The organism is Marinobacter sp. LV10R510-11A (assembly GCF_900215155.1).
Lineage (GTDB): Bacteria > Pseudomonadota > Gammaproteobacteria > Pseudomonadales > Oleiphilaceae > Marinobacter.
Map to the genome: position 1 here is coordinate 827,641 of NZ_LT907980.1, position 14,030 is coordinate 841,670.

The following is a 14,030-nucleotide window of genomic DNA, read 5'->3' on the forward strand; positions in this document are numbered from 1 at the left end:
AAACCGGAAAATCCAGGATAACCATGCTCGATCCCAAACTCGTCCGTAACCAGACTGAAGAGATCGCCCGTCGGCTGGCCATCAAAAATTTCGTTTTTGACGTGGCCGCCTTTGAGAAGCTTGAAGAGCGCCGCCGGGCCCTTCAGGTAAGCACGGAAACCTTGCAGGGCGAGCAGAACAAAAAGTCGAAGTCAATTGGTAAAGCCAAGGCCGCTGGCGAAGATATTCAGCCATTGCGGGATGAGGTGGAGAGTCTGAAATCCCGCAAGTCGGAAGCCGAGGAAGAGTTGCGCATCTTGCAGGCGGAACTCAACGCGTTTCTGGCGGGCATTCCGAACCTACCGGATGAGGGCGTAACCACGGGCAACAGCGAGGCAGACAACGTTGAAGTCCGTACTTGGGGCACACCAAAAACCTTTGATTTCGAACCTAAAGATCACGTGGCTTTGGGCGATGCTCTTGGCGGCCTGGATTTCGAAACGGCCACGCGCATTGCCCACTCACGGTTTGCGGTGATGCGAGGGCAGGTGGCGCGCCTGCATCGAGCCCTTGCGCAGTTTATGCTAAACCTGCACACCGACGAACACGGTTATTCCGAAACCCATGTGCCTTACTTGGTAAACGCCGATGCGCTTTACGGCACCGGCCAGCTGCCGAAGTTTGAAGAAGACCTGTTCAAGATGCAGGGAGAGCATCCGCTGTACCTGATTCCGACAGCGGAAGTGCCCGTTACGAACCTGGTTTCAGATACGATTCTTGATGCAGCAGAACTGCCCCTGAAAATGGTGTGCCATACCCCTTGTTTCCGCAGTGAAGCCGGCTCCTACGGTCGCGACACCCGCGGCATGATTCGCCAGCACCAGTTCGACAAGGTTGAATTGGTACAAGTGGTTCGCCCTGAAGATTCAGATGCGGCGTTGGAAGCACTGACCGGACACGCTGAAAAAGTACTTCAGTTGCTCGAACTTCCTTATCGATTGGTTGCCCTGTGCGGCGGCGATATGGGCTTTTCTGCCGCAAAAACCTACGATATCGAAGTCTGGTTACCGGGGCAGAGTAAGTTTCGGGAGATCTCCTCCTGCTCCAACGCCCGGGACTTTCAGGCTCGCCGTATGTCCGCCCGCTGGCGCAACCCGGAAACTGGCAAGCCTGAGCCTGTGCACACTCTGAACGGTTCTGGCCTAGCGGTAGGTCGGGCTCTGGTAGCGGTTATGGAAAGCTATCAGCAATCTGATGGCAGCATTCTTGTTCCCGAGGTACTCAAGCCCTACATGGGTGGCGTTGAGCGTATTCAATGACTGACAAGCCCCAACAAAAAGTGGGAGCGGGCGTTGGCGCAACACCGGCTCCGGTTCGCTATAGAGTAAACCCGGTTACCTCCAACCCCAACAGCTCCGCAGGGGAGGTGGCCCTTGTGGGGGCCGGCCCAGGCGATCCGGAACTGCTCACGCTGAAAGCTTGGCGGCTTATTTCGTCGGCCGAAGTTGTTCTTTACGATCGACTGGTCTCGCCAGAAATTCTTGCACTGATCCCGGACGCGGCTGAAAAAATCCATGTGGGCAAGCAGCGTGCAAACCACGCGTTGCCGCAGGATCAGATTAATCAAAAGCTGGTCGATTTGGCAAAAGAAGGGTATCGGGTTGTCCGGCTCAAGGGTGGGGATCCGTTTATCTTTGGCCGTGGCGGCGAGGAAATTGAAACTCTGGCGGCTGCTGGCGTTCGGTTTCAGGTCGTACCGGGCATTACAGCGGCCTCTGGCTGCGCTGCTTATGCCGGTATTCCGCTGACCCATCGTGATTATGCCCAGTCGGTGCGCTTTGTAACCGGTCACCTGAAAAACAACACCTGTGATTTACCCTGGAAGGACTTTGTCCAGAACAACCAGACACTGGTGTTTTATATGGGGCTGGTCGGCTTACCGATCATCTGCGAACAGTTGATATTGCACGGTATGGCGCCGGACATGCCGGTAGCGCTGATTTCCAAGGGCACCACTCGGGAACAGCAAGTGGTTACCGGCAATTTGGAAACGATTGTGCAGAGGGTAAACGAAGAACAGGTGCAGGCACCCACATTGGTTATTGTTGGCCACGTGGTTGCGTTGCGGGATAGGTTAGATTGGGTCGGGGCACTACCAACGCTGTCTGTATGACAGCGTTGGTAGTGCCAGTAGGGCTTAGACTGTTTTGCGTTTCGGCAGAACGTCTTTAAGCTTGTTACGCATGTCGCGAATGGCTTTTTCTGTGGTTTCCCAGTCGATGCAGGCATCTGTCACGGATACGCCGTACTTCAGGTCTGCCAGGTTTTCCGGAATAGACTGACTGCCCCAGTTGATGTTGCTTTCAATCATCAGGCTTTGGATAGACGTGTTGCCTTCGAGGATCTGATGAGTGACATCCTGCATAACCAGTGGCTGGATGGCCGGGTCTTTGCTGGAATTCGCGTGGCTGCAGTCCACCATGATGGATTTACGTAATCCCGCTTTATCGAGCGCCTGCTCGCAAAGCGTTACGTTGACTGAATCGTAGTTAGGCTTGCCGCCGCCTCCGCGCAGAACCACGTGTCCATACTGGTTGCCTTTGGTGCGGATAATAGCCACCTGGCCTTGCTGGTCAATGCCCAGGAAGTTGTGCGAATAAGAAACAGACTTCATGGCGTTTACCGCAACATCGAGACTGCCATCGGTACCGTTCTTGAAGCCAATTGCCATGGAAAGCCCACTGCTCATCTCGCGGTGAGTTTGGGATTCCGTGGTGCGCGCACCAATGGCGGACCAGGCAATCGTATCCTGCAGATACTGAGGCGAGATCGGGTCCAGAGCTTCGGTTGCAACGGGCAGCCCTAGTTCATTGATGTCGAGCAGTAGGCAACGACCCAAGTGCAGGCCACGTTCGATATCAAAGGTGTCGTTCAGGTGTGGGTCGTTGATCAGGCCTTTCCAGCCAACCGTCGTTCGCGGCTTTTCAAAATACACACGCATAACGATAAGCAGCGTGTCACTGACTTCATCTGCCAGCTTTTTGAGGCGGGCGGCGTAATCCCGTGCTGCCTCAGCATCGTGAATAGAGCAGGGGCCCACTACCAGAAACAAACGATGGTCTTTGCCGTCAATAATGTCGTAAATCGCCTGGCGGCCATTGGTAACGGTTTGCGCTGCGTTGCCGCCAAGCGGCATATCTTTTTTGAGCGTTTCAGGGGTAATTAGTGCTTCCTGGCTCGCCACGTTCAGGTTCTCAAGTTTGTTGCCGGACATGTTCTGCTGCTTCCCCGATTCTTTCATTGCTGCCCCGGCTGTTCTGTTCAATATTCCAGCCGGGCTGCAGATTAACTCGAATAGCGCCGGATCCGGTTGTGGTCAACCCCGGCGAGTTGGTTATACTGCTTTATTTACTGGGCCTTTTCAACGCTTCTTGAGCACGGGGAATGGATGTCACAAAATAGGCCGAAATCGCATCAGGTGGCCTCGCGGAAGGCAGTTGCCGAAAAAATTGATGATGTGCTTGCCGGTATTCGTGTTCCCGACCTTCCTTATCCTGCCGGAAAGCTGTCGCCAGAAACCGCAAGCGACTGGCAACCTTTGCTGTTTTCGTGCTGGATAGAGCAACGGGACGAGCGTGTAACTCACCTTATCCGTTCCGTGCACCTTGACTGGTCCGTGCGCCAGATCAATGCGGCTTATGTGGCCGATCGCATCATGGATGTATTCCTCAAAACCAGTGGGTTGCACACCGAGCTTGCCCGCCGTCTCGCACGGCTGAGGTTTTATCTCGCCTGGCGCATGAATCTTGATGGGCAACACGCGTTCAGTGACATATTACTGGTATGGCTGGACAGCTTTCGGGAGTGGCGGGGCTGGAGTAACTCCGGCGGGCGTTCATCGAAAGCCCTGCTCGAGCAGCTGGATTTGTTGGTTATAGCCGTTTCTTCAAGTTTCGAATCAGGCAACATTGAAGCTTTCGAAGCATTTTGTGTGCAGTGGCAGGACGATTCCGTTAGGCGTAATGCTCAAACGGGCAAATTGCGCGAGCGTTTGCTGACAACCGAGCAGGGCGCAGCACGCCAGAGACGGGCGGATCAAACCGCAAGGGCTCTCATCGGCAGGGCTCTGCAGGGGCGAAAACTGCCGCAGCCGGTGATTCGGTTTATCTTCGATCATTGGCAGGGTCTGCTGAAGCAGGCCGTATGGGATTCCGGCGTTAACGGTGAAATCTGCCGGCATGGCAGCAAGCTGCTTGAATGGTTGGTGTGGATTGGCGATCCGTCGCTTTCCGACAAAGACAGAAACCGGCTATACCATGTGGGTGAGCAGATAGGTGATCGGATTACGGATGTTTGGAGCCGTGTATTCGACGCCCCTCTTGAGGCCAATGCGCTTGCCGGTGTTGAGTCTGTGATGGTGTCTAGACTAAGGGGCGAAACGCCGGAACGGGTAGATGCACTGCCGGATTCGGAGAGTTTTCCATGGAACCCGGTTTGGCTCAGCTTTGAAATGCTCCCGGCCGATGATTCTCAGCCATTCGAGGGCAGGTGGTTTGTTGAGGGTGAAGGTACGACCGAGCAGCGTCGTTACTTTTTTTCCCTGCTTGAGGACTCGGCTGAGATTCTTTGGACAAACGGCGCCGGAGTGAAGCTCGGCCTACAGCCCTGGCAAGAATTCTGCCAAGCGCAAAGTAAAGGACGCATTCGCCCCCTGCCAGCCCAAACGCCGTTTGGTGAAGTGCTTGAGGAAACCGTAGCAGTGCTCGCAGTAGCATGGGAAAGGCAACGCAAACAGCGTGAGAAAGCGGCTGAAGCGGCCAAGGCCCGCGCAGAAGCCCTGCGCAAAGAAAATGAGACCGCAGAACGGCTGCGACAGGAACAGGAGGCTGCGCGACAAGCCGACTTGGAGCGTCAGCATCAGGAAGTAGAAAGCCAGCGCTTGGCCGATGAAAAGGCTGAGCAGGATCGACTGTATAACGAAAAAACGCTGCAGGCACAAAAGCAGGTAGATGAGATAAATCTTGGTGGCTGGATAGTGGTGAACGCCGAACAGCCGGACACTGAAAACACCCGGCTCAAGCTGGCCGTTCGCACCAACGCCTCTCGAAAACTGATATTTGTTGATCGATTGGGCCTCAATCGCCGGGAGTTCCTGGAGCACGAATTGGTGCTCAGTATTGTTGAAGAGCGGGTTCGTGTTCTGGGTGGTGCTGCGGAGTTTGATGACACACTGAGCAGAGTGGTCGGTCGTATTCGTGTCGGGCGACACTGACGGAACCCTAAATAAGAAGCCAGGAATAACAATGAAAGACACTGACTACACGTTTGGAACACGGGAAGAGCCGTCTGGCGGGCAGGACAACCGCATGCAGTATCGTTTAACGGCCCGCGCACGGATCATTCTGGAGCTGGAAGCCGGGTATCCTGCTTCCGAAGGCGTGCCGGGTGCGCCCGGGCGTGAACTGGTGTGCGGTATTCGTGACATCTCGGCGAGCGGGCTTTGCTTGCTCGCAGCCGAGCCGCTCTCTGATGGGGCCTTGTTTGCTGCCTCTGTTTCACTGGGAAGTCACTCAGACGCCTTCATTCTTACCGTGGAGGTGGTTTGGTGCCGCCCAGATGAGCGGGACTATCTAGTGGGGGTGCGGATAATTGAATCCGATCAAACCGCGTATGTGGAGTGGATAGACGCGGTCGCAAATGCCATGGAAGCGCCTTAACTAGCAGAAAACCAGCATGTAGCTGGCTTTCTGCACAAGACGAAGACGTGACCGGAGCTTTTACTCTTCCAGTTCCCCCATGCCAGTAATGTTGAAGCCGGCATCCACGTACATGATTTCACCCGTAATACCACTGGCCATATCAGAGGTCAGAAAGGCAGCTGCATTACCCACTTCATCTGTGGTCACATTCCGGCGCAATGGAGCACGCCTGGCGTTTTCGGCGAGCATCTTACGGAAGCTCTTGATGCCAGAGGCCGCCAGTGTCCTGATTGGCCCGGCAGAAATACCATTTACCCGAATGCCGTCACGGCCAAGGCTTGCTGCCATGTAGCGCACGTTGGATTCTAACGACGCTTTGGCAAGGCCCATCACGTTGTAGTTCTGAAGAACCTTTTCCGCGCCCAAGTAGGTCAGAGTGAGTAAGGAGCTGCCTTCATGCATCATGGGCCGAGCGGCCTTGGCCAGAGCGACAAAGCTGTAAGAGCTGATGTCGTGGGCAATCCGGAAGCCTTCACGGGTTGTTGCATCCACGTAATTTCCGTCTAGCTCGTTTGCTGGCGCAAAACCAACGGCGTGAACGATAATGTCGATGTTGTCCCAGTGCTTGCCCAGTTCTTTAAACACATTCTCGATTTCTTCATCGCTGGCTACGTCGCAAGGAAAGGTCAGTTCGCTGCCCCATCCGGCGGCGAATTTTTCCACTCTCGGTTGCAGCTTTTCATTCTGATAGGTGAAGGCCAATTCCGCGCCTTCGCGGGCAAAGGCCTCTGCAATGCCGTATGCAATGGACAGTTTGCTGGCTACGCCAACAATCAGCGCTTTCTTGCCACTGAGTAATCCCATAGGTCGTTCTCCCTGTGTTTTTGATTTTGGTGCATTATCCCCGAAGTATCCCGGCAGGCGTAACGCTCAAATAGTCTTAGTGATGGTGGCATCTTCCTGATGGTAGAAAAACGCCGCGTGAAGCAACTCTTGTGTGTACTGTTCTTTGGGCGATCTGAAAATCTCACCCGCATCTCCGTATTCCACAATCGCTCCGTGCCGGAGTACTAGTAACTGATGGCTGAGCGCCCGAACAACGGCCAGATCGTGGCTAATAAAGATATAGCTTAGACCATAGCGTGCCTGAATATCCCGAAGCAGTTCGATTACCTGCTTCTGTACCGTGCGATCCAGAGCCGATGTGGGCTCATCCAGAATCATAAGATCTGGCTGAAGAACCAACGCCCGAGCAATCGCAATGCGCTGGCGCTGCCCTCCAGAGAACTCGTGCGGGTAACGGTGCCTTGCCTCCGGGTCTAGGCCTACATCGCACAGGGCGGTGATCACCTTTTGGTCGTGTTGTTCATGGTTTTCAGAATCGTGAATTTCCAGCCCTTCGCGAACAATTTCAGCAACGGACATGCGTGGGCTTAGGCTACCAAATGGATCCTGAAAAACAATCTGTACTCGGCGACGCCAGGGCCGAAATGCGTTTTGATCCAGCCAGGCCAGTTCCTGCCCGTCTAATTTTATACTGCCGGTGCTGGCCGTGAGTTTGAGAAGGGCGTGGCCAATGGTCGTTTTCCCGCTTCCGCTTTCACCTACAATGCCGAGAGTTTGGCCGCGATTGAGGGTGAAATTGACACGTTTAACCGCGTGAAAATACTCTTTTACCTTGCCGAACAGTCCTTTGCGGGTTGTAAATCGCACATCTAGGTTGCTTACGCTCAATAGTGGCATATCACCTTTGGCTTGAGCGACAGGTGCTTCAGGAGGCTCTGCGTCCAGAAGCTTGCGGGTGTATGGGTGGCTGGGTGATGCAAACAAGGCAGACGTTTCCTGCTCCTCAACCAACTTGCCATGCTCCATTACCGCAACCCGGTTGGCGTAGCGGCGCACGATGGTGAGATCGTGGGTGATGAGCAAAATGGCCATGCCAAGCTTCTGCTGTAAATCCCGCAACAGCTCCAGTACCTGCTTCTGAACCGTTACGTCCAGCGCAGTTGTTGGCTCGTCGGCGATCAACATATCTGGCTCGTTAGCCAAAGCCATGGCAATCATCACCCGCTGCTTTTGGCCGCCAGAAAGCTGGTGCGGATAAGCACCAAGGCGACTTTCAGGGTTCTCGATGCCCACCAGTTGCAACAGCTCAAGGCAGCGCTTTCTGGCCTGGGGCCCACGCATACCTTTGTGAAGCTCCAGGGTTTCGCTGACCTGTTTCTCCACGCTATGCAGAGGGTTGAGCGACGTCATGGGCTCTTGGAAAATCATACTGATCTCCCGCCCACGCACCTGACGCAATCTTTTCACTGGCGCCTGAAGCAGGTCTTCACCGCGATAACGGATCTCACCACTGGGATAGCTGGCGTGCCGTTCATCCAGCAGCCGCAGAATAGATAACGCAGTAACGGATTTGCCCGAACCACTTTCGCCAACCAACGCCAGAGTCTCGCCCTGTTTTAGGGTGAGTGACAGGGAATCCACCGCCTTCTGGCCCTGGTTAAAGCAGATCGAGAGATTGGTAATCTCTAACAGCTCGCTCATGTTAGTTCGCTCATACCAGCTCGCTTTTATGCGTTCTTGCGTGGGTCGAAGGCATCACGCACGGCTTCGCCCACAAAAACCAGCAGGGTCAACATTAGTGATAGGGAAACGAATGCCGACATACCCAGCCAGGGGGCATGGAGATTGGCCTTGCCCTGGGCAATTAGTTCCCCAAGGGAGGGCGAGCCAGAGGGCAAACCGAAGCCAAGGAAGTCCAGGGAGGTGAGGGCGGTAATGGCGCCCGTCAGGATAAACGGCAAAAACGTCAGCGTCGCCACCATGGCGTTGGGGAGAATATGGCGGAACATGATTTTGCGGTTATCTAACCCGAGTGCTCGGGCCGCTTTAACGTATTCAAAGTTTCGGGCTCTCAAAAACTCTGCGCGAACCACATCCACTAATCCCATCCAGCTGAACAGCAACATGATGCCCAAAAGCCACCAGAAGTTCGGCTGCACTATGCTCGAGAGAATAATCAGGAGGTATAAAACCGGCAGGCCCGACCAGATTTCGATAAAGCGCTGGCCGATCAAATCAATCTTGCCACCGTAGAAGCCTTGTATGGCACCTACCAGCACGCCAACGATACAGCTGGCGATGGTGAGTGTTAACCCGAATAACACGGAAATACGAAAGCCGTAGATCACGCGCGCAGCCACATCCCGCCCTTGGTCGTCGGTGCCCAGCCAGTTTACTGCACTGGGCGGTGCAGGCGAGGGCACATCGAGATCGTAATTAATGGTGTCATAGGTGAAGCGGATGGGCGGCCAGAGCATCCAACCATTGGCTAGAATTTCTTCAGAGATGAAGGGGTCCCGATAATCCGCATCTGTGGGGAGGAAGCCGCCAAAGGTCTCCTCGGTCACGTTCTCTACCACCGGAAAGTACAGAGTGTCCTGATACGAGATGACCAGCGGCTTGTCGTTGGCGATCAGTTCCGCAACCAGTGTTAGCCCGAAAATGGCGAGAAATACCCATAAAGACCAGAAGCCGCGACGGTTATTGCGAAAGTTTCGTAAGCGGCGTTGTTGAATTGGGGTAAGCGCCTTCACGTTACGCGCCCTCCCGGCTTTCAAAGTCGATGCGCGGATCCACCAGCACGTAGGTGATGTCGCTGATTAGTTTGAGCGCGAGACCCATCAGGGTAAATATAAAGAGGGTGCCGAAAATAACTGGATAATCCCGGTTCAAGGCGGCTTCAAAGCCTAGCAGGCCGAGCCCATCCAGAGAGAATATAACCTCAATCAACAGCGAGCCTGTAAAGAATAAGGTGACCAGCACTCCGGGTAAGCTGGCGATGACAATCAGCATGGCGTTACGGAATACGTGGCCGTACAGAACTTGATTCTCGTCGAGGCCTTTGGCTCTGGCTGTTACGACATACTGTTTCCCTATCTCATCGAGAAAGGAATTTTTGGTCAACAGAGTGAGTGTGGCAAAGCCGCCGATCACGTTGGCGGTTACCGGCAAAGCAAGGTGCCAGAAATAGTCCCCAACCTTTTGATACCAGTTGAGCTGATCGAAGTCGTTAGAGGTAAGGCCGCGTAGAGGGAACCAGTCGAAGTAGCTGCCGCCGGCAAACAAAACGATCAGCAGAATAGCGAACAGGAAACCCGGAATGGCGTAGCCGATCACAATGGCTGAACTGCTCCAGACATCAAAACGGGAACCGTCTGAAACCGCTTTGCGAATTCCCAGAGGTATGGATATGAAGTAAATAATGAGCGTAGACCAGAGCCCAAGGGAGATAGAGACCGGCATTTTGTCCACAATCAGTTCGGCTACGCTTTTTTCCCGGAAGAAGGAATCGCCGAAATTGAAGGTGGCGTAATCTTTGAGCATTTTGAAGAAACGCTCGTGGACCGGTTTGTCGAAGCCATACATCACTTCGATTTCCTTCAGCATTTCATCGGGAATACCTCGGGAGCCGCGCCGGTCACCTGAGGCACTGGAAACCTCTGCCCCCATATCGCCACCAGAGGCCCGTGCCAGCGCACTGCCACCATGGCCTTCCATCTCCGCAATTAGTTGCTCAACTGGCCCGCCAGGGGCTGCCTGAACGATCAGGAAGTTGAGCAGCAGAATGCCGAGCAGGGTAGGAATAATAAGCGCCAGGCGCCGGAGTATGTAGATGCCCATTTAGCGGCAGATTCCTCAGGGCTTAGCCCACCAGTTATCGAGGTCGGTACCGTTTTTGGGTGTTGTTTCCGGATGTTTCAGATGGCTCCAATAGGCGACACGATCTTTCGCTAGGTGCCAATGCGGAACCACGTAAAACCCATGAAGCAAGACCCTGTCGAGGGCGCGAGTGCGCTGCACCAGCTCTTCTCGGTTCGGCGCCTGTATCACTAGGTTCACAAGTTGATCGACCACCGGATCGCTCACACCCGCATAATTTCGGGAGCCGTTGGCGCCTACGGTAGAAGAATGCCAGTACTCCCTTTGCTCGTTGCCAGGGGAGTCGGACTGGCCGATGCTCTGGGTAATCATGTCAAAATCGAATTCACGCACACGTTGGACGTACTGATTGCTGTCTACCAAGCGCACGGACACTTCAATACCGAGCCGGGCCAGGTTATTTTTAAAGGGCAGCACAACTCTTTCAAAGGTTTTCTGGGACAGCAGAACCTCGAACTTAAGAGGCTTGCCCGTTTCGGCGTGCACCATCTTGCCGTCACGTACTTCGTAACCGGCCGAGCGCAAAAGCCCTATAGCCGTCCGCAAGTTTCCCCGTAGGCCTTGTCTGCCGTCGGTGGACGGTGCTTTGAAGGGCTTTGTGAAGATATCTTCGTCTAGCTGCCCCCGGTATTGTTCAAGGATGTTCAATTCCCGGCCCGATGGCAACCCGGTGGAAGCCAACTCGCTGTTCTCGAAGTAACTGTTGGTGCGCGCATACTGACCATAAAACAGGTTTTTGTTGGTCCACTCGAAATCAAACGCGTAGGTCAGTGCTTCCCGTACCCTTGGGTCACTAAAAACCTCTTTGCGGGTATTGAACACGAATCCTTGCATGCCGGTCGGGCGATGGTGTTCGATTGCTTCTTGGATGATCGTTCCGTTATCGAACCTATCACCGGTGTAGGCAGTGGCCCAGTTTTTGGCGGAGGTTTCTACTCTGAAATCGAAACTGCCGGCTTTGAATGCCTCTAGGGCAACCGTCTCGTCGGTATAGTAGTCATACCTAATTTTATCGAAATTAAATCGGCCCTTTCGAACCGCAAGATCCTTCGCCCAGTAATCATCGAGCCGTTCGTACACAATGGAGCGGCCCGCTTCAAAGCTACCGATCCGGTACGCACCGCTGCCCACAGGGGGCGTTAGGCCATTATCTCCAAATTCCCGGTCTTTCCAATAGTGGGCGGGCAGAATGGGCATTTGCCCGAGAATCAGAGGCAGTTCTCGATTGCTTGTTTGCTGAAAATCAAAGCGAATCCGGTTGTCGTTCTCAATCGTCACCTTACTCACGTCCGCATAATAATTTCGGTAAAACGGGTGACCCTTGGTGGTGAGGGTTTCAAATGAAAACTTCACGTCTTTGGCGGTAATGGGCACACCATCCTGAAACCGGGCCGATTGCCTCAAATTGAAAACCACATAGCTACGGTCTTCCGGTGTTTCTAGCGACTCAGCAATGAGCCCATACATGGAAAACGGCTCGTCCGCTGAGTACTCAAGGAGAGTGTCGTAAAGATAGTTGCTAATGCCCGCTGCAGCCACGCCTCGAATATCGAAGGGGTTGAAGGAATCAAAACCATTGGCGACGACGGCCATTTTAAGGTCGCCGCCCTTAGGAGCGTCGGGGTTGATGTAGTCGAAGTGACTGAACCCTTCTGGGTATTTGGGTTCCCCATGCATGGCCATGCCATGAACAGCTTGTGCACCCGGTTCAGGGGCGTCAGGTGCTGAGCTGCTGGCAGAAACAATGCTTGGCGTGGCCAGCAGGGCCAAGAATGAAAAAACCGCTGTAAGGCTTGAGACTGTTCGTATTATTGTCATGGGTCTCTCGTAAACCGCTGATTTTTAGGGGCTGTTCCGAATGTCGACGTAGAGTACCAGACTTTGCCCGGGTTGCAGATATCGAGAGGTGTTCAGATCGTTCCAGCTTGCGATGTCCCGCACATTCACGGAAAAACGATTGGCAATACGCGCCAAAGAGTCACCTTTGCGAACGCGGTATCCCACCTTACGAACCATGGCTTTACCCCGGGTACTGTCGGCAGATGCGAGTGTAGGCTGTGCGGTATTCGACCAAATCACCAGCTCTTTACCGGGAATAAGAGGATCCCCGGGGGCCATGCCGTTCCAGGCGGAGACTTGCCGTACCGAAACGCGATGCTCGCGGGCGATATCCCAAAAGGTGTCGCCACGGCGTACGCTGTAACTTAGTTTGTTGCCGTCGCGCTTTTTGGTTTGTTTGCGCTCAAGCCGCTTAGATGCGCTAAGCGCGTAGGCATCGGAATTCTTTGAAGCTGATGGGATCATCAACCGCTGACCAATGCGGATAAGGTCGCTGTTGAGATTGTTTACCTGCAGCAGCACCGCTGGCGTGGTAGAAAACTTGCGGGAAATAGTGTTCAGGCTATCTCCAGATTTGACCTCATAGTTGCGCCAGGAAACGCGTTTACCCGGGGGGATGTCTGCCAGAGCCGTACGGAACGCATCCGCATTCTGATTTGGCACGAGTAGGCGATGCGGGCCTTCGGGAGATGTCGCCCAACGATTGTAGGAAGGGTTGAGCAGGTATATCTCGTCAATACCAACGCCGGCTAGCTCCGCAGCCTGGGCCAAGTCTAGTTGCCCGCCGGTTTCGACTACATCGAAATACGGCTCGTCCGTAAGGGCCGGAAGTTCAATGCCATAGGCTTGCGGATCATCGAATATTTTTGCCAGCGCGATCAGCTTGGGTACGTAATGTTCGGTTTCCTGTGGTAACTGCAATGACCAATAATCCTGAGGCTTGTTGCTTTTCCGATTACGGCGCATGGCGCTGGAAACTGTGCCGCCCCCGCTGTTATAAGCGGCCAAGGCCAGCGTGTAGTCGCCATCAAACCGGTTGGACAACCGATCAAGATAGGTGAGAGCCGCGTCGGTAGCGGCAAGCACATCGCGCCGATCATCGTGCCACCAGCTCTGGGTAAGGCCGAAATATTTACCGGTTGAAGGTATGAACTGCCAGAGCCCAGCGGCACGGCCGTGGGAATAAGCGAAGGGGTCAAAGGCACTTTCAACGATAGGCAAAAGTGCAAATTCGGCTGGCAGGCCACGCTTCTCCGTTTCGTTAATTATGTGGTGCAGGTAGCGGCTGCCGCGCTCGACTACCCGGTTAATATAGTTCGGGTGCCGTGCATACCAGTTCAACTGATCCCTAACGCGTTTGTTGTCGATATCGTGATCAAGAACAAAACCAGCCCGCAACCGAAACCACATATCTGCTTGTTCAGTGGCTTGGTTCGCGGCTTTTTGTTCGGGGTTGTCGAGTTTTTCCCGTGCTTCTCGTGCTGCGGCCTTAAGTTCAGGCGCTATGGCATCATCAAGCGGCTCGTCACGGACGGCATCGCTGTTCTCGACGGTTTCCACGGATTCTTTCAATCCTTCGTCGCCGGCCGCGAGAGTCACCTCATCTGAATCAAGAGGGCTTTGTGGGGCTGTGTCCGCTGCCAAATTAAGAGAACTGCAGCCGCCTGCTAGGGCGCTAAGAAAAAACAGCAGGGGCAATCGTTTGACCGACATAAGCGATTTCCAAATCCGGTTAACTGCCAGGTTTTATGTCTAAAAACCCGGCATATTTAGTGAGTTACGAGAAGA

10 protein-coding genes and 1 pseudogene are annotated in these 14,030 nt (G+C 54.1%); 4 read left to right on the forward strand and 7 right to left on the reverse strand.

Going from position 1 to position 14,030, the window contains the following annotated elements:
- The first annotated feature begins 23 nt into the window (after positions 1-23).
- Positions 24-1,298, forward strand: a complete 1,275-nt coding sequence (gene serS, locus CPH80_RS03925) for a serine--tRNA ligase (RefSeq protein WP_096275707.1) — start codon at positions 24-26, stop codon at positions 1,296-1,298.
- An 11-nt stretch (positions 1,299-1,309) separates the two neighbouring features.
- A pseudogene (cobA, locus tag CPH80_RS03930) lies at positions 1,310-2,152 on the forward strand (uroporphyrinogen-III C-methyltransferase); the annotation flags it as partial.
- A 24-nt stretch (positions 2,153-2,176) separates the two neighbouring features.
- On the opposite strand, the gene CPH80_RS03935 reads toward cobA, so the two are convergent.
- Positions 2,177-3,253 carry a 3-deoxy-7-phosphoheptulonate synthase gene (locus tag CPH80_RS03935; RefSeq protein WP_096281389.1) on the reverse strand — a complete coding sequence of 359 codons (1,077 nt, stop codon included), beginning with the start codon at positions 3,251-3,253 and terminating at the stop codon, positions 2,177-2,179.
- A 174-nt stretch (positions 3,254-3,427) separates the two neighbouring features.
- Here CPH80_RS03935 and CPH80_RS03940 point away from each other — a divergent pair, with 174 nt between their 5' ends.
- Positions 3,428-5,251, forward strand: coding sequence for a DUF1631 family protein (locus CPH80_RS03940; protein WP_096275709.1), 1,824 nt, complete (start codon positions 3,428-3,430; stop codon positions 5,249-5,251).
- A 31-nt stretch (positions 5,252-5,282) separates the two neighbouring features.
- On the forward strand, positions 5,283-5,696 hold the full coding sequence (locus tag CPH80_RS03945) for a PilZ domain-containing protein (RefSeq protein ID WP_096275710.1): 414 nt from the start codon (positions 5,283-5,285) through the stop codon (positions 5,694-5,696).
- A 60-nt stretch (positions 5,697-5,756) separates the two neighbouring features.
- Here the strand turns inward: CPH80_RS03945 and CPH80_RS03950 are convergent, their stop codons facing one another.
- The 6 genes from CPH80_RS03950 to CPH80_RS03975 all read right to left on the reverse strand — a co-directional run bounded on the left by CPH80_RS03950 (position 5,757) and on the right by CPH80_RS03975 (position 13,955).
- On the reverse strand, positions 5,757-6,542 hold the full coding sequence (locus CPH80_RS03950) for an enoyl-ACP reductase (RefSeq protein ID WP_096275711.1): 786 nt from the start codon (positions 6,540-6,542) through the stop codon (positions 5,757-5,759).
- A gap of 66 nt (positions 6,543-6,608) precedes the next feature.
- On the reverse strand, positions 6,609-8,225 hold the full coding sequence (locus CPH80_RS03955) for an ABC transporter ATP-binding protein (protein ID WP_096275712.1): 1,617 nt from the start codon (positions 8,223-8,225) through the stop codon (positions 6,609-6,611).
- Between the two features lie 26 nt (positions 8,226-8,251).
- On the reverse strand, positions 8,252-9,277 hold the full coding sequence (locus CPH80_RS03960; protein WP_096275713.1) for an ABC transporter permease: 1,026 nt from the start codon (positions 9,275-9,277) through the stop codon (positions 8,252-8,254).
- Position 9,278: 1 nt separating this feature from the next.
- Positions 9,279-10,364: a microcin C ABC transporter permease YejB gene (locus CPH80_RS03965; protein ID WP_096275714.1), complete on the reverse strand. Its 1,086-nt coding sequence runs from the start codon at positions 10,362-10,364 to the stop codon at positions 9,279-9,281.
- Positions 10,365-10,379: 15 nt separating this feature from the next.
- On the reverse strand, positions 10,380-12,221 hold the full coding sequence (locus CPH80_RS03970) for an extracellular solute-binding protein (RefSeq protein WP_096275715.1): 1,842 nt from the start codon (positions 12,219-12,221) through the stop codon (positions 10,380-10,382).
- 24 nt (positions 12,222-12,245) lie between these two features.
- A complete protein-coding gene (locus CPH80_RS03975; RefSeq protein ID WP_096275716.1) occupies positions 12,246-13,955 on the reverse strand; it encodes a LysM peptidoglycan-binding domain-containing protein in 1,710 nt (569 codons plus the stop codon).
- Positions 13,956-14,030: the final 75 nt, after the last annotated feature.

Coding starts and splice junctions, on each gene's coding strand:
- CPH80_RS03950 (WP_096275711.1), bottom strand. CDS start 6,542: ATGGGATTACTCAGTGGCAAGAAAGCGCTGATTGTTGGCGTAGCCAGC.
- CPH80_RS03970 (WP_096275715.1), bottom strand. CDS start 12,221: ATGACAATAATACGAACAGTCTCAAGCCTTACAGCGGTTTTTTCATTC.
- CPH80_RS03935 (WP_096281389.1), bottom strand. CDS start 3,253: ATGTCCGGCAACAAACTTGAGAACCTGAACGTGGCGAGCCAGGAAGCA.
- CPH80_RS03955 (WP_096275712.1), bottom strand. CDS start 8,225: ATGAGCGAGCTGTTAGAGATTACCAATCTCTCGATCTGCTTTAACCAG.
- CPH80_RS03975 (WP_096275716.1), bottom strand. CDS start 13,955: ATGTCGGTCAAACGATTGCCCCTGCTGTTTTTTCTTAGCGCCCTAGCA.
- serS (WP_096275707.1), top strand. CDS start 24: ATGCTCGATCCCAAACTCGTCCGTAACCAGACTGAAGAGATCGCCCGT.
- CPH80_RS03945 (WP_096275710.1), top strand. CDS start 5,283: ATGAAAGACACTGACTACACGTTTGGAACACGGGAAGAGCCGTCTGGC.
- CPH80_RS03965 (WP_096275714.1), bottom strand. CDS start 10,364: ATGGGCATCTACATACTCCGGCGCCTGGCGCTTATTATTCCTACCCTG.
- CPH80_RS03940 (WP_096275709.1), top strand. CDS start 3,428: ATGTCACAAAATAGGCCGAAATCGCATCAGGTGGCCTCGCGGAAGGCA.